General features: G+C 48.5%; 10 protein-coding genes. 9 read left to right on the top strand and 1 reads right to left on the bottom strand.

The window, feature by feature from the left end; genetic code table 11:
• The first annotated feature begins 58 nt into the window (after positions 1-58).
• From PsAD5_RS20975 to PsAD5_RS20965, 3 genes are all read left to right on the top strand, one after another.
• Entirely contained in the window at positions 59-1,585 is a 1,527-nt protein-coding gene (locus PsAD5_RS20975; RefSeq protein WP_063293520.1) for a Fic family protein, read from the top strand.
• Positions 1,586-1,920: 335 nt separating this feature from the next.
• On the top strand, positions 1,921-9,516 hold the full coding sequence (locus tag PsAD5_RS20970) for a type I polyketide synthase (protein WP_244272106.1): 7,596 nt from the start codon (positions 1,921-1,923) through the stop codon (positions 9,514-9,516).
• Positions 9,516-10,877: an aminotransferase class I/II-fold pyridoxal phosphate-dependent enzyme gene (locus PsAD5_RS20965; protein WP_063287687.1), complete on the top strand. Its 1,362-nt coding sequence runs from the start codon at positions 9,516-9,518 to the stop codon at positions 10,875-10,877. The genes PsAD5_RS20970 and PsAD5_RS20965 overlap by 1 nt, the downstream gene beginning before the upstream one ends.
• A 19-nt stretch (positions 10,878-10,896) precedes the next feature.
• On the opposite strand, the gene PsAD5_RS20960 is transcribed toward PsAD5_RS20965, so the two are convergent.
• On the bottom strand, positions 10,897-11,748 hold the full coding sequence (locus tag PsAD5_RS20960) for an SDR family NAD(P)-dependent oxidoreductase (protein ID WP_208988725.1): 852 nt from the start codon (positions 11,746-11,748) through the stop codon (positions 10,897-10,899).
• A gap of 159 nt (positions 11,749-11,907) precedes the next feature.
• Between PsAD5_RS20960 and PsAD5_RS20955 the strand changes: the two genes are divergently transcribed.
• From PsAD5_RS20955 to PsAD5_RS20930, 6 genes are all read left to right on the top strand, one after another.
• Positions 11,908-13,089 (top strand): polysaccharide biosynthesis/export family protein, encoded by a 1,182-nt coding sequence (locus tag PsAD5_RS20955; RefSeq protein ID WP_063293519.1) that lies wholly within the window; start codon positions 11,908-11,910, stop codon positions 13,087-13,089.
• Positions 13,090-13,262: 173 nt separating this feature from the next.
• Positions 13,263-14,642, top strand: coding sequence for a hypothetical protein (locus PsAD5_RS20950; protein WP_063293518.1), 1,380 nt, complete (start codon positions 13,263-13,265; stop codon positions 14,640-14,642).
• 9 nt (positions 14,643-14,651) lie between these two features.
• Entirely contained in the window at positions 14,652-15,419 is a 768-nt protein-coding gene (locus PsAD5_RS20945; protein WP_063293517.1) for an ABC transporter permease, read from the top strand.
• Positions 15,419-16,075, top strand: coding sequence for an ABC transporter ATP-binding protein (locus PsAD5_RS20940; protein WP_063293516.1), 657 nt, complete (start codon positions 15,419-15,421; stop codon positions 16,073-16,075). The genes PsAD5_RS20945 and PsAD5_RS20940 overlap by 1 nt, the downstream gene beginning before the upstream one ends.
• 15 nt (positions 16,076-16,090) lie before the next feature.
• Entirely contained in the window at positions 16,091-17,395 is a 1,305-nt protein-coding gene (locus tag PsAD5_RS20935; protein WP_063293515.1) for a capsule biosynthesis protein, read from the top strand.
• Positions 17,392-18,690, top strand: a complete 1,299-nt coding sequence (locus tag PsAD5_RS20930) for a capsular biosynthesis protein (protein WP_063293514.1) — start codon at positions 17,392-17,394, stop codon at positions 18,688-18,690. Before PsAD5_RS20935 ends, PsAD5_RS20930 begins: the two co-directional genes overlap by 4 nt.
• The last annotated feature ends 2 nt before the right edge of the window (positions 18,691-18,692 follow it).

The following is an 18,692-nucleotide window of genomic DNA, read 5'->3' as shown; positions in this document are numbered from 1 at the left end:
ATTCACAGAACTTACTTATTGCGCTATATTTCGTGATAGTTTTTCACGGAGATAGTGCATGAATAAGCCTTTTTCACAGGCTGTAACAGTTTTTCACGAAAGCTGGCTTCCTGTGCCCGCAACTCCGGCGGGCTATTCAGCACTTATTGATGCATACGAATTGAGAGTGCCGATCCCGGACACTCTATGCGCCATTGGCGATCGCCACAAGATCATAGAGCAGGACGGCTGGCGGATCTTCACACCTCGTCACGCACCAGAACCAACATTACTGGGTCACCTCACTTTTGCCTTGAAAAACGAAGGGTTGGACCTCGCAGTATTGAAGCGCCTGTTCCTCGCATGCGGGCCTGAGCCTGTTGAGGAGTTGGTAAGATCTCGCCCGACGGGCCGTTATACAAGACGCATCTGGTTTCTCTATGAATGGCTTTTGGGTGAGCTGCTGGACTTGCCAGATGTTGAAACTGGCGCATATGTGGATGCGCTTGATACAACAAAGCAATTTGGCGGCAGCACAGTACCTTCTCCACGTCACCGCGTACGCAACAACCTGCCCGGCACACCGCAATTTTGCCCTCTCATCTTTCGCAATAAAGATTTAGAGAGCTTCCAGCAGGCTAAGCTGCAAGAAAAAGCTATGGATGCGGCGGCATCCGTCCCTAAAGATCTGCTCGCCCGCACTGCAGCCTTCCTGCTTCTGAAGGACAGCAAATCCAGCTTTGCCATTGAAGGCGAGCGCCCTGCCCATGACCGTATCCAGCGTTGGGGCCGCGCCATTGCTGACGCCGGAAAAACACCACTGAGTATTGAGGAGTTTCTCCGCCTCCAGCGCGTTGTAATTGGTGATGATCGTTTCGTACATATGGGCTTACGAGAGGAAGGTGGCTTCGTTGGTATGCATGACCGCGAGACCCGCATGCCAGTGCCAGACCATATCAGCGCCAAGCCGGATGACTTGAGAAGCCTGATGAAAGGTATGATCGACTTTGCACAGGACTACGCCAAGCATCTGGACCCGGTTCTCGCCGCTGCTGTTCTCGCCTTCGGTTTCGTTTATGTGCATCCATTTGAGGATGGCAACGGAAGGTTGCACCGCTACCTGATCCACCACGCACTGGCACAACGCGGCTTCAACCCACCCGGCGTTGTCTTCCCGGTATCTTCGGTTATTTTGGAGCGGATCGATACTTACAGACAGGTGCTGGAGGACTACTCCTCCCGCCTTCTTGGCAAGATTGACTGGCAACCTACAGCGCATGGCAACCTGACCGTGACGAACGAAACAGCCGACTTCTACCGATTCTTTGACGCCACCGCCCACGCAGAATTCCTCTACGCCTGTGTAAAACGTACGGTTGAACACGACTTACCGGAGGAAGCGCGCTTCTTGCAGAACCATGACCACTTTCAACGCGAACTAAACCAAGTCGTAGACATGCCTACCCGCCTTGCAGATTTACTCTTCCGATTCCTGAATCAAAATAACGGAAAACTCTCACACCGAGCCAAGGACAAAGAATTCGCAGCGCTTACAGATGAAGAAACGAAGAGAATTGAAGATATTTATGAAAGATGTTTTGCGTAATAATTTGAACATACTTCCAAAAAATCTAAATAAAGTCAAAAATTTTAGCAACTCAAACTACACAACATACAAGCGCAACAACCTTAAACCTATGACGCTTCATTGAAACGCTCAATGAACAGTAAATATAAAGTACAAATAAACTACATCTAAGAAACCAAAACACTAAAGATCCAAGCAACGACAATTTACAAAACGACAGCACAGAGGTAACAATTCTCACTCTTACATTAACTCCTCCAAAAATATCTGTTGAAGCATTTTTTTTTGAAAGTACATTCCTCTCTAAGTTATATATGGAACTTTAAGTTTAGATACAAACATCACACTTCTGGATGTTGTTCCCTAATTTGAGTGAGTTTTGCTGCGTGTTGGAAATTGTTGGCCTATCTGTTCGTGTTCCTGGAGCTTCAAGCAAGGAAGAGTTGTGGAATCTGCTGTGTTCAAAGCGGAATAGCATCTCCGAAATCCCTGCTGATCGCTGGTCACACTTTAGATATCTGCATCCGCGCATTTCAGAACCCGGCAAAGCGTATACTTTTAAAGCAGGTGTCCTAGATAATTTGTGGGACTTTGATCCTACAGCTTTTGGCATTTCGCCCCGAGAAGCAGAACAAATGGATCCTCAGCAGCGTATTTTGCTGCAGCTCACTTGGGAAGCTATTGAAGACGCAGGCATTTCGCCAGATACAATAGCTGGTGATCATGTGGGCGTCTATGTTGGGGCATCTGCGCTTGATTATGCCAACGAAAGCCTGTTCGACCCTAATGTAGCAACCGGTCATTTTATGACTGGCAATACGCTTTCTATTATTTCAAACCGCCTCTCTTATATATTCGACCTTAAAGGCCCAAGTTTTACTGTCGATACTGCTTGCTCGTCTTCTCTAGTTGCACTCCACGAAGCCTATCGTGCGTTGAACTCTGGAAGAATTGACTGTGCCATTGTCGCAGGTGTCAACGTGCTTGCCAGCCCTTTTCCTTTCGTAGGTTTCGCGCAGGCAACTATGCTGTCTCCTGATGGGCAATGCAAAGCTTTCGATGCGGGTGGCAATGGCTATGTACGCTCAGAAGGTGGTGTTGTACTTGTCATCAAACGAAAAGACGCACCGCGCTGGAAAGGTCAACGCTCCCACGCAGATATTGTTGCCGTCGATGTAAATTCAGATGGTCGTACCGTGGGCATGTCGCTTCCATCGGATGTCGAGCAGGCAAATCTTCTCGACCGTGTTTACAAGGCACATGGAATCGACCCTAATCAGCTTGCATTTGTCGAAGCTCATGGCACTGGGACCCGTGTTGGAGATCCTGCAGAAGCGGTATCGATTGGTCGCACTATTGCGCAGAAGCGACGCGCACCGCTTCCGATCGGCTCAGTTAAAACCAATGTAGGCCACCTGGAACCAGCTTCAGGGCTGGTGGGACTGGCAAAGTCTGTACTGGCACTTCAGAACAATCATTTCCCGGCAAGTCTCCACTTTAACGAACCAAACCCAGACATCGACTTCGACGCGCTCAACATACATGTCGCGAGCGAAGGTGTAGAGCTACCACGTAGTGAGAGCCCGAGATATGCCGGAGTGAACTCGTTTGGCTTTGGCGGAACGAACGCGCACGTCATTCTCAAAGATCCGGAAATCAAGACAGATAATGTCGAGCAACTCACTCAGCCCAAAACCGTAAGCTCATTATTCTTATCAGCGCCGACAAAGGAAGCACTGGTTGAGCTTGCAAGTGGTTATGCGCGTGATGGGGTTCTGACAGAGCAAAGCAACCAGAAGATTTGTGCGGCGGCCTTTCATCGCAAACGGATTTTTCCGGAAAAAGCAGTGTTTTCTGGGACTGATGTTGAGATTCTTAGGGCTACCTTGTCTGACTTTGCATCCGGTCAGAAGAATGCAAACGTCATTTACTCCAATAAAGCTACAAACCCAGGCAAGTGCGCTTTCGCGTTTTCTGGCAACGGAGCACAGTGGGCTGGCATGGGCCGCGATGCCTATGTTGCCAACCAGACCTTCAAGATTGCTTTTGAGAAAGTTGATGAGCTTTTCACAAACCTTTCTGGCTGGTCCCTAAAAACCGAACTGTTCAGTGAGACACTTGACGATGCTCTGAAAAGAACGAACATTGCGCAGCCATTGCTGTTTGCGGTTCAGGTTGCTCTTTGTCAGGCGCTTGAGGACTACGCATTAAAACCAGACATGGTTCTGGGTCACAGTATTGGCGAAGTTGCAGCAGCACATGTCGCAGGCGCCCTCACGCTGGATGCTGCTGTAGCGTTGGTCTATCATCGTTCAGCAGAACAGGAAGTCGTCGCGGGCCACGGAACCATGGCAGCGCTCGTTCTCCCTGCTGATGAAGCCCGACAGCTAATCTCCAAAAGTGGATTTGTCTCCCTTGAAGTTGCCGCGGAGAACAGTCCGAAATCCGTCAGCTTATCTGGTACAAAAGAAGACATAGACGGGTTTGCGAAGTTTGCACGGGCCAACCATGTCGCCTTTAGAAAAGTCGCGCTGAATTACCCCTTCCACAGCCAGCTAATTGAGCCCGTTGAACATCCATTCCGTAATGCAGTCGGGACTGTGACTGCCAAGTCTGCGCAGGTGCCATTTATCTCGACCGTTTCTGGGGCAGTCTCAGATGGCAAGGACCTCAATGCGGACTATTGGTGGCGGAACCTTCGCAAGCCAGTATTGTTCTCCAAGGCCGTTGCGACCGCTCTTGATCTTGGCGCTGAAACGATTATCGAGATTGGCCCAAAACCGATCCTGCAAAGTTATCTACGCCAGGTCGCTGCTGAAAAAGGCGGGAAAGGATCTGTACTTTCCAGCCTTTCGAACGAGCAACTTGGTGGAACAGACCCAATTATCAATCTCGTCGCCCGTGCTTTTGTTGCAGGCATCAATGTTGATACGGATAAACTCTTCGGCAAGAACCCGGATGAACCCGTTAATCTGCTCCCCCTCCCTTGGCAAAATAAAAGCTTCCGCTTTGAAAACAGCGGTGAGGCCAATATGGGCATATTCAGGGGTGGAGATCATCCGCTTTTAGGTTGGCGCCCTAACGCCACCTATAACGTCTGGACCACTCATCTGGACCGCTTCACAGTTCCATTTCTAGAAGATCACGTCATCAACGGACAAATGATTTTCCCTGGGGCTGGCTATGTTGAAATGGCTCTTGCTGCCGGTTCCGCTCTCTATGGGAGTGTCGCTGTAGAACTGCGGTCTATGGATATTTTGCAAGCGCTCGTTTTGAGCGACGAATATCTGACCGAAGTTCAAACCGAAATCTCCGAGGAAACTGGGACTGTTAAAATTTCCAGCCGCATGCGCCTGAGCGGAGATGACTGGACGCTGCATGCCGTCGGCAGGGTTGCAAAACTGGAGACTCCAGCACCAAACATTCAACTCAACTTTGAAGCGGCCCAGCTCATCAACACCGGTGAGGAAATTTACAAAGCGGCGCTCACATACGGACTTGAGTTTGGGCCACGTTTCCAACGCACTCAAAACGTCTCTCAGGTAGATGCAGGTACATTCATCGTGCACTTGTCTGCACTTGAACATGAAGAGCAGGTTTCTTCCTTCGGCATTCATCCTGCTGAACTTGATGGATGTTTCCATGGCTTGCTCTCGCTGTTCAGGGAGACAACATCCCAGAACAGTCGCCCAAAAGCGTATGTTCCAATTTTCTTTGATAAGGTTCGCCAGTATCAAACAGGCGCGTCCCCAGCCTATGTTCGCATTCAGGTTAAGCGTGCCTCTGAACTCTCTATTTTAGCAGACTTCCAGATTTTCGATGAAGATGACAACGTCATTATCGCGATTTCCGGAGGCCGCTTCCGTGCAACTGAACTGGGCCGCAAAGACAACCCATCTGACCTGATCTATCGCGTCGAAGCAGAGCTGCAGCGAAACCCAGCGACCACAGTTGCAAAACTCAACCATAACTTCCCGGCAATTGAAGACTACGTTGCTGAAAAGTTCCGTACTGTTGAAGATGAAGCTGAGCGTGAAGCTTATCTGCTACTAAATGCGGCGGCACAACGAACAGCCTTTGATATTATCTCAAAGTTTGCAGATGGCGAACAGACTGTTTCGGTTGAGGACTTACCAAATAATCATCGTCGGTATTTCGTCACTCTTTTGACGATCCTTCAGGAAGCTGGAGCAGCGACGGAATGCGGGGTAAATCGCTTTGAATTGAATAGCGATTTTGAGCTTCCTGATTTCGATCTTCTGGTTGAGAGTGTGCTGGAAGAAAGCCCGCAAGACATCGCCGCTGCAACCATTCTTGCAACCACACGCAAATTCGTTCTCGATAGCCTTGATCTTGATAGTTTTGAGGGCAATGATTTTGAGCATTCCAGTGCGATGCTCGAGCAATACTGGTACTCCTCTCCGGAAGCACAAATACGCAGCCAAAGCATCTCTGAATGGCTCAGAGCCGCGCTTGCAACCTGGGACACAGACACACCGCTTCATGTACTGGATCTAAGCGGTTCAGGGCTGAATCTGGCAAAAGATATTCAGCAGATACTCCCTAGCCAAGTAACAAAAGTTTCGATCGCTGACAGCAATCACAAAAGCGCCGCGCGTTTGTCTGCCAGTGTTTTGGATGAACCTAACATCACTGTATTTGATACGAGCAATCTGGATAGTAATCACACTTGGGATGCTGCGTTAGAACAGGGACCATTCGATGTAATTGTATCATCAGGTCTTCTTCACGAAGCATGTCAGAGCGAAGCAAACCTTTTCGAAAAGCTCGGGCAATCACTGACAGAAGGCGGACAGTTCCTTGCGATCGAACCGCTTTCAGATGTCTTCCATGATGTAGCCTTTGGTCTGTCTGAAGATTGGTTTGCCAGCTCAATTTCCGACGAGTATCCAGTCGGTCCGCTGAAAACCAGCAATGACTGGCTGAATCAGTTTACCTCAACATCATTTAATGCTCCGATCGCAATTGAGGCACTCAAAGAAGGTGCATCCATTGTTTTGCTGAATGCGACTGCAAAACCTGTAGACGTAAGTCAGCAGCTTGATCCAAAGGCCGATTTGCCTGAGAGCAAGGCCATGGTCATTCTGGCAGGTAACTCAAAGCTGGAGCAGGAAATTGCGAAGGCTATACAGAGTGATGAGAGATTAGCAGCCTGTAATATCAAGATTCTGGATGCAGATAGTGGGCAGTTCGACCTAAATGAAGCCAGCGGTTGGAAGTCCGCGCTTGCTGGTTCTGCTTTCCTTGATGCTGAACTCAAAACCATCATCCATCTGTATGGTCTGGCAGAGGCCGGTGACGCCCCTGTTGACCAAGTCATGAAGCGCTGTGCAACTTGTGTTGGCCTCGTAAAGGCTTATCCGGGCTTAGCTGGTCAACTCGCACTTGTCGCTCCAGGTGGCAGCGGTCATAACGCTGAACTCGAAGCTCCCGCACAAAGTGCCGCCTGGACGTTTGCACGTGTTCTTGGCAATGAGGCTCCAGAACTGACACCTCTTACCCTCGATGTTTGCATTGAAAAAGGTGTCGAAGGTATTGCCTCCGACATATTGGAGGCCGTTCTCTATCAGAATATAGAGAATGAACTCCATCAGCCGCCAAAAAGCCGAATAGTTTCACGTGTTAAATCCGGGTTTGGCCAATCCACCTGGAAACCTGCAGAGAATGTTGAGCTGAACTTCTCAGAGGCAGGTTCCCTCAACCATTTAAACTGGCGTGGACAGCAACGTATTGAGCCATCTGAGGACCATGTTGAGATTAAAGTCGCCGCGACTGGCTTGAACTTCCGTGATGTTATGTGGACTTTGGGCATGCTTCCAGAAGAAGCACTTGAGGACGGTTATGGCGGGCCTAATCTTGGCCTGGAAATTTCAGGTACTGTTACACGTACTGGTGAGAATGCTGGCGACCTGTCCGTTGGTGACAAAGTAGTTGCCTTTACGTCTGGTGGATACTCTTCCTATGTCACCTGTCCTAAATTTGCGGTGGCGAAACTGGACCAAAGTCAGGATCTTGTCTCTGCTGCGACTTATCCAGTTGCATTCCTGACCGCTTATTACTCGCTCATCCATCTTGGTGAACTCAAAGAAGATCAATGGGTTCTCATTCACGGTGGCGCAGGCGGCGTTGGTCTTGCAGCACTACAAATTGCAAAGCATGTGGGCGCTAAGGTCATTGCCACCGCTGGGTCTGAAGAAAAACGAGAGATCCTTCGTCTGCTCGGTGCCGATCATATTCTTGATTCTCGCAGTTTGCAGTTCCCTGACAAGGTCATGGAACTTACTGATGGAAAAGGCGTACATTCAGTCTTGAACTCGCTTGCAGGCGAAGCGATGGAAGCAAGCATCAATATTGTACGCCCGTTTGGCCGGTTCCTTGAGCTTGGCAAACGAGACTATTACGCAAACACCAAGATCGGTTTGCGCCCGTTCCGTCGCAATGTCTCTTACTTTGGGATCGATCTGGATCAGATCCTGCTGCATGATAGTGATCTGGCACGCAAGCTCATTGAAGATGTCTTTGAGCTGATCAAAGACGGTACTTTCACGCCATTGCCTCACCGCGTGTTTGAGGGTCGCAATGTTCAGGATGCCTTCCGGCTCATGCAACGGTCCGGGCACATCGGCAAGATCCTGATCACGCCACCAAAACCTGAAGAAGTTAAAGTTCCGCAAGAGCGTACCTCTCTCAAATTTGCTCAGGATGGTCATCATGTGGTGATCGGCGGTCTTGGTGGCTTTGGCTTGGAAATCTGCCGCTGGTTGGCTGATAATGGTGCACGGCGTATTACACTCACAAGCCGGTCTGCAAAGGTGAGCGAGCAACACGAAAAACTGTTTGAGACCTTGGCGGAAAAAGGCGTAACTGTCTCCGCGGTGAGCTGCGATGTCACAGATAGAACAGCTGTTCACGGCTTGCTGAGCGAACTGCGCCAGTCCGCACCACTCAAGAGCATCACCCATGCTGCGATGGTGTTGGATGATGGCATTATCCAACAGCTGGACGAGAAGCGGTTCCGCAAGGTGCTTGAGCCAAAAATTCAAGGTGCAAGTCTGCTGGATGAGCTGACACGTCAGGACGAGTTGGACCAGTTTATCCTGTTCTCCTCTGCAACCACCCTGATCGGGAACCCTGGCCAGTCTCATTACGTCGCTGCCAACGGATATCTCGAAGGACTTGCAAGAGCCCGCCGTAAAGCTGGCAAACCTGCAATTGCTGTCGGCTGGGGTGCCATCGGCGATGTGGGCTTCCTTGCCAGAAATGCTGAGGTTTCCGACAAGCTTTCCAGGCATCTGGGTGAAGCAACCATTAAGGCTCGTGAGGGTCTGGATATTCTCAAGCTTGCCATGGAGCAGGATGACGGGTCCGCACCAGGTGCAGTGGTTCATATTGGCCGTTTTGCATGGGCAGCAGCTCATCAATCTTTATCATTGTTGAGCAAGCCGCTCTTCCGCGAAATCGTTGGCCGCAGCGATACGGATGGAGACAGCGACAGTGCGACCGATATTCTGTCTCTCATTGAAGGCAAGTCGGATACAGAGGCCAAAGAGATTGTCGCTCATATTCTTGCCGGTGAAATTGGCCGCATCCTGCGCCTACCAGCAGAGGACATTTCTCATCAACGCCCACTTGCGGAGTTTGGAATGGACTCCTTGATGGGGCTTGAACTGAGAATGGGAATTCAGAAACGCTTCAATCTGGAGATTCCGCTGGTATCTATTTCGGGCGGAACGTGTTTGGATGACTTTGCTGCGCAGATCCTACAGAAGCTTCGCAAACGCGAAGGTGGAGAGGCTTCTGCTGAGGATGGCTCTCACAACGTTCTGGCCAGCCAACACCTTTCCGATGATCTGGATGACGCTCAAAAATCAACTGTGCGCGAAATCCTAGATACTCATCAGGACAAAACAGCAAGACTTTTGAACTAATGGCCAAATCAGACAAGAAAAAACTAAGCAAAGACGACCGGTTGAATGCTTTGAGCGCTGTCAGGCGCTCGAAGTCTGCGCTTCCAAAGCAGAAGGCTGCCAAACCTCAAGCTGATAAAGCAATAGCTCCGAAATTTGCTGACCTTCCGGGGTTTAAGGAAATTCGTCTTCAGAAAGCAGCGGCGGATCTGTTGCAGATCAACAATCCCTTTTTCCGTGCGCATGACGCACGCGCAGGGGCAACGACACTGATTGACGGAGAAACTTACCTTAATTTCTCCTCCTACGATTATCTCGGATTGAATGGGCATGAAAAGGTCCAGGAAGCTGCCAAAACAGCCGTCGACCACTATGGCATTTCAGCCAGTGCCAGCCGGGTTGTTGCTGGCGAGCGTGTAATCCATACCGAGCTTGAAAAGCTCATTGCTCGGATGCACGGCGTTCAAAGTTCTGTTGCTTTTGTCAGTGGCCATGCAACAAACGTCACCAGCATTGGCCAGTTGATGCAGCCGGATGATCTGATCATTCATGACAGCTACATTCACAACAGCATCGTCACAGGCGCAAAGCTTTCTGGTGCTGTTCGGCAATCCTTCCCCCATAACAATTTCGAGGCACTGGAAAACATTCTGGAGCTGCGCGCCCATAAACACCCGCGTACACTGATCGTGGTTGAAGGCGTTTATTCAATGGACGGGGACTACCCGGATCTTCCACGTCTGATTGAGATTAAAAAGAAATACGGTGCCTGGCTCATGGTCGATGAGGCACACTCCATCGGCATTCTCGGAGAGACAGGCCGCGGCCTCGCCGAGCACTTTAAGGTTGACCCGAGAGATGTTGATATCTGGATGGGCACGTTCTCCAAAACATTAGCTGGGTGCGGCGGTTACATCGCTGGCTGCAGTGATTTGGTTGACTATCTCAAACTCACAGCCTCAGGTTTCGTGTTCAGTGTCGGCATTGCCCCACCAATCGCAGCAGCGGTTTGTGAAGCCATTCGCCTCCTCGAAGCAGAGCCTCACCGGGTACAGGCAGCTCAATCAAACGGGCAATATTTCCTTGAGAAGGCTCAGACTGCAGGTCTTGATACTGGTGTCAGCCAAGGCTGTGCAGTTGTTCCGATCATGATGGGCGATTCATTAAAGGCGACTGTTTTGGCTGCGCGTTTGCTCGATCGCGGGCTCAATGTATTGCCAATTATCTATCCGGCAGTTCCAGAAAAATCAGCTCGTCTGCGCTTCTTCATCACGTCAGAACATACTGAAGAGCAATTAGATCTGGCGATCGAACTGGTGAACGAAGAAATAGCGAATTACGATAGTAATCCTATTTCAATTCAACAGGTTATGTCTGCTTAATTAGTGATATGAAATTAAATCAGCGCTGATAATTAAAGCGCTGATTTGCCAATCTGCGCAGTTTCCAGGGCAGCAGCTTTCCGATACGAATACTCAGCGCCAGTTGCCATGGGAACGCGTAAAACGCCTTTTTCCGTGCAATCGCTTTCATTATTGAAGAAGCAGCTTCCTCTGCCGTGTATTCATAAGGCCGCCAGCTTTTAAATTGATCGGCCATCGGCGTCAGAATATATCCCGGACAAATCACAGATACCGACACCCCCCACTTATAAAGGTGGTCCCGCATCGCTTCACCATACGCGATCACGCCAGCTTTTGAGGCCCCATAGGCAGGCCCATCGGATATCGGCTGCATTCCTGCCAACGAGCTGATCAACGCAATTCGACCGCTTTTACGCTGCTGCATAAATGGTGCTACCGCTGTCAAAACATTGACAGCTCCCCCTAAGTTAGTCGCAATCTGAGCATGTGCTGTCTCAGCCGTCTCGACAGCGCCATCAACCTCATGTGACCCTGTGATACCTGCATTAGAGATGACCAAGTCGAGAGGCATGTGCCGCTCTAACTCTTCAACCCAGTTTTGAAGAGCCACCGCATCACAAACATCAAGCGCTTTCCAGAACACAATGCCCCCTGCTCGCTCAACCTCACGCACAGTCTCAAACAGCCGCTCCTCATTTCTCCCAGTCAAGCAAAGAGTTACGCCTTCACCTGCATAAGAAATAGCCAAAGCCCTCCCCAACCCGGAGCTGGCACCTGTGATGAGAATCGATCTCGGAGAAAACATAATAAAGGGGCTCCAAACAACGCGTATTTCATATGTTTTGGCAAACAGATAGTTAACGTGCAACCTAGATTCTCCAGACTTCATCAGAAGTCCAACTTTCTCCAAAGAAAACAACAGGTAGTTGCGCTCGCTTCCATTACTAAATTTGAATTCTATCTCAATTTGAGATATTAATCTCTTCATTCAAGCTGGATGTTTTTGACAGGTGTATTTTGATCCGGCGGTAAAGTGGATAGACGTTTTATGAATTTATTTTCCAATTCGACTGAGGTGCGGTCAGCTCAAGTAACTTCAGGTTTCATAAAATCCATTGCCGTCATTGTTCCAGTCTTGGGCGTTTTGTCCGGCTGCGCTGCGCTACCTTCAGCTGGTCCAGTGTCTTCAGAGATCCAGGCAGCCTCTTCTGATCGACGCACGGAACCCTTTGACTATCATCTCATTGATCTTGATGATTCGGTTGTATCAGTACTTTCAGCCTATCACCCGAATGGCTTGTCAAAAGTCTTCACAGGCGGAAAGTGGGCGCCAAAGCATATCGTTGGCGTTGGTGACACTGTTTCAGTCGTCGTTTGGGAGCAGGGCAACGACCGTTTATTCACACCGAATGGACAAGCTGGCGGTGTCGAGCTTGGCCCATTCATGGTCAACCAAAGCGGTGCAATCACCATTCCGTATGTGGGGAAGGTAAATGCGCGTGGAAAATCTGTCGAGCGGCTTCAAGAAGCGCTCCAGGTTGCGCTTGATCGCAAAGCTACTAACCCACAGGTTATTGTTACATTAAAGCAAAATGCTAGCAGTTTGGTCACAGTGAATGGTGCGGTTAAGAAACCAGGTCAATATCCCTTGGATCTAAGCGGCAAGCGTTTGCTCGACGTTGTCGCAAACGCAGGCGGTAACGCATCTCCTGCCACTGAGAGCTATGTGTCGATTTCGCGCAACGGACGTCAAGCAAAGCAACTGCTCAGCACTGTTTTCCAGACGACAGACGAAAATGTCTATGTTCGACCAGGAGATAGAATTTTCGTTACACATGATCCCCAAACCTTTACAGCTTTTGGGGCCGTGCCTAAGGTAGGCGAGCACCCGATTCAAGCATCCAATGTTTCACTCGTCGAAGCATTAGGCCGTATCGGTGGTTTAGATCAGAATGCAGCAAATTCTCAGGGTCTCTTTGTTTTCCGCTATGAAGATCCACAAGTTATCTCACAGTTGAGGTCTGAGTACCTTGGAACGAGCTCGGGCAAGGTTCCTGTGATTTATCGTTTGAACATGAGAGATGCACGATCCTACTTCAAAGGGCAGCTTTTTTCTCTTCGGGATAAAGACGTTGTTTATGTTTCAAACGCATATGGTGCTGAATTAAGTAAGTTTATTAAGATATTAAGTGGAACGTTAGCTATTGGGAAAACAGCAAGTTCATTTTAAGTGCAAGGGCATTGAAACAGATATGATATCTTAAATTTGTATCAAGTAGGAAACACCCTTCTCAATTCAGATTACCGTGGTATGATTCGCTCGGTTGCTAATATTAATTCTGATAAGTAAAGCAGGCGCATGCCAGACGACAACCTGCACGTTTTAAAAGGTGAAGACTCAACATGGAAAAAGGGACAACTGCAAAAGTGGCCGCAATTCGTCCTGTATCGACGAGTGTTTCAGATGATAAGACGAGCAAGCAGGAACAAAAATTAACTAAAGTAAAATCTGCTGCATCTCGTACTAAAGGTAAATCTTTATCTAAGAAAGTTGCGTCGGTTGTTCCTCTGCCAATAGATACACCCAATCCGCTGAAGCTAGTTGAAACTGATAATTTGTTCAACTTTCGGGGACTAAGGCCGCAGCATTTACGTCGCAAATTACTAGCAGTTTCTTTTGCACTAATGGTTATTTTGCCCACCATATTAGGCGCAACTTACTTTTTGTTGATTGCGTCTGATAGATACTCTTCCACCATTGGCTTTTCTGTTCGTGGAATGGACGGCACCTCTGCCGGAGGCGATTTTCTTGGCGCACTCACCGGACTTGCTAGCGTTGGTACAACAACTACTGATTCATTTATCTTGATGGACTATTTGCAAGGCAGAGAGGTTGTCGAACGTCTTAATAGAGATCTTGGTGTAATTGATCATTTTGGTGAAGAAAATGTAGATTTCATCTATCAGCTAGGCGCTGATATTTCAATAGAGGAATTAGTAGCTTATTGGCAGGGAATGATTTCGACCAGTTTTAATAATACATCTAGCATTATTGAAGTAGAAGTACAGGCATTTACTCCGGAGATGGCCGAAGATATTGCTACTCATGTCCTAACTTATGGATCAGAGTTAGTGAATACGCTTTCTCAAAACGCTAGAAAAGATGCAGTCAGGTTTGCCGAAGAAGAAGTTCATCGCTCCGAGTTACGGCTAAAGATTATTCGCATGAGAATGAAGGATTTTCGCAGCGCAGAAAGCTCTATCGATCCAACAAAGAATGCGGAAGTACAAATAGAACTAATCGCAGGTCTAGAAAAACAATTATTAGATACTAGATCGCGTCTTGCTACCCTCGTAGGAACAATAGATGAGAGTTCTCCGACAATTCGCCAATTGCGCAAACAAGAAGAAGTATTAATACAGCAAATTCTTAGCAAGCGAGACGAAATCAGCGGTCGGGGTCCAGCTCATATTCAGCCTTCCTCGAAAAGTAAAGATCGATTATCTTCTCTATCTGCTCTGTTGGCGAATTATGAAGAGTTAGTAGTAGAACAAGAATTTGCTCAACAGGCTTATACTGCTGCGCTGGCTGGGTTAGAACGTTCGAGAGCAGAAGCGGATCGACAGCAAAGATATCTTGCGGTCTTTAATCCACCTTCAAAACCTCAAGAAGCGATTTACCCTCGACGTCTAATCAACTCTTTCATTTTGTTCCTTGTATTAGCCGCTATTTGGTCACTTGGTACAGTCATAGTTTACTCTATTCGTGACCACCTCAAGTAGTTGGTTTCTATGGACAGTGTTTTAAAAATTCAAGTACGTGTCATTGGCGCATTAGTATTGCGTGAAACTAGGACCGCTTTTGGCAATACACAACTTGGCTACTTCTGGGCAATCGTTAACCCTGCTTTGAGTACGCTAGTGCTAGTCCTGATTTTTTCCAGCGTAGGAAGATCACCAGCATTTGGAACCAGTTTTGCGTTGTTTTTCGCAACCGGAATTTTACCATTTCAAACGTACTCAAAACTAGCTAGCTCTTTAATGACAGCAGTGACCTCTAGTAGAGGCCTTCTGAGTTACCCACTTATAAATGAGACTGATATTATAATTTCCAAGTATATTCTCATTACACTCACTTACATTATGATTATTTCGGTCTTTTTTTCACTAATCATTTTAGGTGTCGATGCTCAGTTACCTAAATATATTGAGCAATGCGCAACAGCTTTCCTAACACTTTCCCTCTTAGGCCTTGGAGCTGGAACTACTAATGCAGTTCTTTTCAGATTATGGCCAACTTGGAAGCAATTAGAATCGATCATCAGCAGACCACTCTTCTTTCTTTCAGGTATTTTTTATGTCCCGAGTGATTTCCCGGATCATATTGTCAAAATGCTTTCATGGAATCCAATACTGCATGGGATCGAATGGTTTAGGGAAGGATACTATGGAAATTATAACAGTGTAATCCTAAGCAAATCTTATCTTTTGACTTGCGTCATAATTCTACTTCTGCTTGGCTTTTTTGGAGAACGCTTGTATCGAAAGAAGTCCTTCTAATGATTGAATTTCAAAACGTTCGAAAAACTTATCGGTTGAAGGGTATCGAAAAGGTTGTCTTAAGTGGTCTGACAACGAATTTTCCAAGAGGACGAAATATTGGTATTCTCGGTCATAACGGAGCTGGTAAATCAACATTAATGAGGTTAATTGCTGGAGCAGAGCTACCTGATAGCGGCAAGATTAAAAGAAACGCAAAGGTTTCCTGGCCTCTTGGCTTTGGAGGCGGCTTCGCAGGGAAGATGACAGGCATTGAAAACGTTCGCTTCGTTGCTCGAATGTATGGCGAAGACACTGAGCGTATGATTGAGTTTGTAGAGGATTTCTCTGAACTTGGCCCGTCTATGGCATTACCCATTCAAACATATTCCAGTGGTATGAAAGCACGCCTCGCTTTTGGTGTTAGCATGGCCATCAATTTCAATTGCTATCTGATTGATGAGATTACTGCTGTTGGCGACGCTCGGTTCAAAAGAAAATGTGATAAAGTTTTTGAGACAAAGCTCAAACATGCCAACATCATCATGATCTCGCACTCAGAAGCGACAATCAAAAAGCTCTGCGATACCGCCTGTCTGCTGCATGAAGGCGAATTGACTATGTATGATTCTGTTAACGAAGCGCTTGCTCAGCATCGCAAAAATCAGCTTAAGTAGTTGAGTATAGGCACTATGTCAGTTCGATCAGTTCTTATTCTACAATCCCACCCTTCTGCCTTTTGTCGGGCGCTTGTTGAAGAGTTTGAAGCTCGCAAGGTCAAGTACACCATTGTTAATTTTTCTCTCAGTGACTGGTATTTTCGCGTTGGGTTGGGGGCGAAAGCTTATTGGGCGCGGTTGAAGAACTGGCAAAGCAAGCTGGAGCGGTTGATTGATGAGAATGGCATCACGGACATTCTGTACTATGCGGATCGGCGACCGTATCACCGGGTAGCGCATGATGTTGCCATGCAACGGGGCATCAGCACGTTTGCCTATGAGTTTGGCTATATGCGCCCGGATTGGATCACACTGGAGCGCGGTGGCATGGGAGTGTACTCACACTTTCCGAATGATCCGGCACAGATAAGGCAAAGCGCCGCTGACTTGCCTGAGCTGAAAGCTGCAAGCCGTTTTCCGCATGCGTTTTTACAGGAGGCAACCAATGAGGTCATCTGCAACCTGATTCCGATCTTCTTCCCGTATCTATTCCCGTTTTATCAGCGAGATCGCTACTATCATCCGTTCAGGGACTATTTCAGCTATATTCCACGTCTGATGCGCCAGAAGCGGCTTGGGCAGGAAGCGGAAGAAGCAATCAACACGCTCATAAAAGAGCAGGCCGAGTATTTTGTCGTTCCCATGCAAATGCAGGGCGATTATCAGATCAGGCATCACTCCCACTACAAACATCTGTCCGGTTTCATTCGCGAGCTTTACAGCACGTTTTCGCAAAGCGCGTCAGCTGCAAGCAAACTGGTGTTCAAACTTCATCCGTTTGACAACAACGTTGAGAACTGGCCGAAAGTCATTCGCGAGATTGCTGCGGAGTTTGGTTGTTTGGAGCGCACAATCATTATTGATGGTGGCAATCTAAATCAGTTGCTCAGGCATTCGCGCGGGTGCGTGTTGGTGAACAGCACGGTTGGCATGGAAGCACTGAAAAGCGGCGTACCAGTGAAAGCCATGGGTATTGCTGTCTATGATATTGCCGGATTGACGGACCAGCGGTCTCTGGATGACTTTTGGAGGGAACCAGCTCTACCGGATGCTGACCTTTATCACGACCTGGAAAAGCTTATGGGGCACACCATTCAAGTTCATGGAAGCTTTTTTAATCCCGAAGGTCGGAAGATCGCGGCGCAAGAGTTTGTGAAACGTATGATGGAGGATGGTGTCAACGGACATGGTGCGTTTGTTGAAACGCCACCGCGTCTGGCGCAAGCCAAAGCTGCTGGCGTTCCCATCCCGGAAAATTGTTACTGGAGTGACAAATGACTTCAGAAAACAAGCGCTGCATATTGCTGCTGCAAGGTCCACTTTCCAAATACTACGCCCGCACTGCACACCATTTGGAGAAACTGGGCGCAAAGACGCTTAAGGTCCATTTTTGTGGCAGCGATGTCCATGACTGGGAGCAAACAGAAGCCATCCATTTTTCTGAACCTGCTGAGAACTGGGCTCTTTTTCTGGAAGCCTTGATTGTTGCGCATGGGGTCACTGATATTCTGCTTCATGGAGACCGGCGCTACTACCATAAAGTGGCCATCGGCGTTGCCAAGCGCTTGGACGTCACCATCATTGCAACCGAGCTTGGCTATCTGCGTCCGGATTGGATGACAGTCGAGTATGGTGGCTGTTCTGCGCTTTCGCATTTCCCGCAGAACAAGCAGGATCTGATGGCGCTGGAGACACAGCAGGCGGATGACACGCCCACCGTCCTTTATCCTGGCAGCTATAAGCAGATCGTACTGCAAGAGCTCGGTTTCACATTCTATAACGCAGTTCATGCCCGCAGGTTTCCGCACTACCACAATCACCGCACGGAATCTCGTGTGCAGGTTTATGGTGGCTGGCTCAAGGCTCGCCTGCAGGCCAAGCGCCGAAAGCAGGAAGCGGATGTTATCTGGAACCAGTTGAAGCAAAGCGGCACACCTTATTATCTCTTTGCCTTGCAGCTGAATGGGGATTTTCAGATCCGGGATCACTCTCCCTTTGCCAGCATTTATGAGGCAATTGAGAAGGTCATCACCTCTTTTGCACGCAATGCGCCTGAAGGGACATTGCTGCTGCTCAAGAGCCATCCGCTGGAATACCGCTTCAAAGAGCTGTCTCGGGCAATTGTTGAGGCCAGCCGGAAGCATGGTGTTGAAGAGCGCACGCAGCTCATTCATGGGCAGACGATCAAAGCACTTGCTGAACCATCCCTTGGGATGCTGACCATCAACAGTTCTGCCGGCATTGAAGCGCTTGAATATGGTGTACCGACCTGCTGCATTTTGCCAACGATTTACGATATGGACGGCCTGACGCATCAGGGCGACTGGGAGACGTTCTGGCGCTCAGCAACACCGCCGGAGCCAGATGTGTTCCGCAAGTTTATCGATGCGTTGAAAACCACCATTCAGGTGCGCGGGTCACTTTACAATGCGGCTGGCCTGGAAGCTGCGGCAAAGGGGACAGCAGAAAAGATCCTCTCCACCTCCTACGCAGAGCAACGCCTGAAACGGGTAGAGCCGCCAAGGATGGAAAAAGCACGGAAAATGGGCGTCACCTACGATTACTTTATGTAGTT

The organism is Pseudovibrio sp. Ad5 (assembly GCF_001623095.1).
Classification (GTDB): Bacteria; Pseudomonadota; Alphaproteobacteria; order Rhizobiales; family Stappiaceae; genus Pseudovibrio.
The sequence above is the reverse complement of the archived record's forward strand: the minus strand, read 5'-3'. Positions and strand labels throughout refer to the sequence as shown.

What these genes read in the sequence shown, in the direction of transcription:
- PsAD5_RS20950 (WP_063293518.1), top strand. Translation starts at nt 13,263, where the DNA reads ATGGAAAAAGGGACAACTGCAAAAGTGGCCGCAATTCGTCCTGTATCG.
- PsAD5_RS20930 (WP_063293514.1), top strand. Translation starts at nt 17,392, where the DNA reads ATGACTTCAGAAAACAAGCGCTGCATATTGCTGCTGCAAGGTCCACTT.
- PsAD5_RS20955 (WP_063293519.1), top strand. Translation starts at nt 11,908, where the DNA reads ATGAATTTATTTTCCAATTCGACTGAGGTGCGGTCAGCTCAAGTAACT.
- PsAD5_RS20935 (WP_063293515.1), top strand. Translation starts at nt 16,091, where the DNA reads ATGTCAGTTCGATCAGTTCTTATTCTACAATCCCACCCTTCTGCCTTT.
- PsAD5_RS20975 (WP_063293520.1), top strand. Translation starts at nt 59, where the DNA reads ATGAATAAGCCTTTTTCACAGGCTGTAACAGTTTTTCACGAAAGCTGG.
- PsAD5_RS20965 (WP_063287687.1), top strand. Translation starts at nt 9,516, where the DNA reads ATGGCCAAATCAGACAAGAAAAAACTAAGCAAAGACGACCGGTTGAAT.
- PsAD5_RS20960 (WP_208988725.1), bottom strand. Translation starts at nt 11,748, where the DNA reads ATGAAGTCTGGAGAATCTAGGTTGCACGTTAACTATCTGTTTGCCAAA.
- PsAD5_RS20970 (WP_244272106.1), top strand. Translation starts at nt 1,921, where the DNA reads ATGTTGTTCCCTAATTTGAGTGAGTTTTGCTGCGTGTTGGAAATTGTT.
- PsAD5_RS20945 (WP_063293517.1), top strand. Translation starts at nt 14,652, where the DNA reads ATGGACAGTGTTTTAAAAATTCAAGTACGTGTCATTGGCGCATTAGTA.
- PsAD5_RS20940 (WP_063293516.1), top strand. Translation starts at nt 15,419, where the DNA reads ATGATTGAATTTCAAAACGTTCGAAAAACTTATCGGTTGAAGGGTATC.